This is a genomic window from Streptomyces sp. SID11385, from assembly GCF_010548245.1.
Classification (GTDB): Bacteria; Actinomycetota; Actinomycetes; order Streptomycetales; family Streptomycetaceae; genus Streptomyces.
Genome location: NZ_JAAGLR010000207.1, coordinates 1 through 792, shown reverse-complemented (window position 1 = coordinate 792; position 792 = coordinate 1). Strand labels below are relative to the sequence as shown.

1 protein-coding gene is annotated in these 792 nt (G+C 76.9%); it reads left to right on the top strand.

What is annotated here, in order from left to right; genetic code table 11:
* A partial coding sequence (locus G3I42_RS06350) for a TIGR01777 family oxidoreductase (protein WP_164283171.1) occupies positions 1-788 on the top strand: 788 nt, incomplete at its 5' end.
* Between the last annotated feature and the right edge of the window lie 4 nt (positions 789-792).

Below are 792 nucleotides of genomic sequence, written 5' to 3'. Positions count from 1 at the left end.
GGGCCGATGACGAGGCGCGCTGGGACCCGCAGGGCGGTGACGTGGACACCGCGGCCCTCGCGGGCTGCGACACCGTCGTGAACCTCGCGGGCGCGGGCATCGGCGACCACCGCTGGACGGACGCGTACAAGCGGACCATCCGCGACAGCCGCGTGCTCGGCACCGCGACGCTCGCCGACGCGGTCGCCTCGCTCGACCGGCGGCCCGAGGTCTTCGTGTGCGGCAGCGCGATCGGCTACTACGGCGATACGGGCGAGCGCGCCGTGGACGAGGACGCGGGCCCGGGCGAGGGCTTCCTGCCGGACGTGTGCGTGGAGTGGGAGGAGGCGGCGGGGGCGGCGGCCGAGGCGGGGGTGCGGACGGTGTTCGCGCGGACCGGGCTCGTCGTCTCGCGCGGGGGCGGGGCATGGGGGCGGCTCTTCCCGCTCTTCAAGGCGGGGCTCGGGGGCCGGATCGGGAACGGGCGGCAGTACTGGAGCTTCATCGCGCTCCACGACCACGTGGCGGCGCTGCGCCACCTCATCGACACGCCCGCCCTCGAAGGGCCCGTCAACCTCACGGCGCCCGAGCCGGTGACCAACCGCGAGATCACCGCGGCGATGGGCCGCGTCCTGCGCCGCCCCACGCCCGTCCCCGTCCCGGCCCCGGCCCTGCGCCTCGCCCTCGGCGAGTTCGCGGGCGACGTCCTCGGCAGCCAGCGCGTCCTCCCCCGCCGCCTCCTCGACTCCGGCTTCCGCTTCGCCTTCCCCCAGGCGGACGAGGCGATCGCGGCGGCGGTCCGGGACTGAGGCG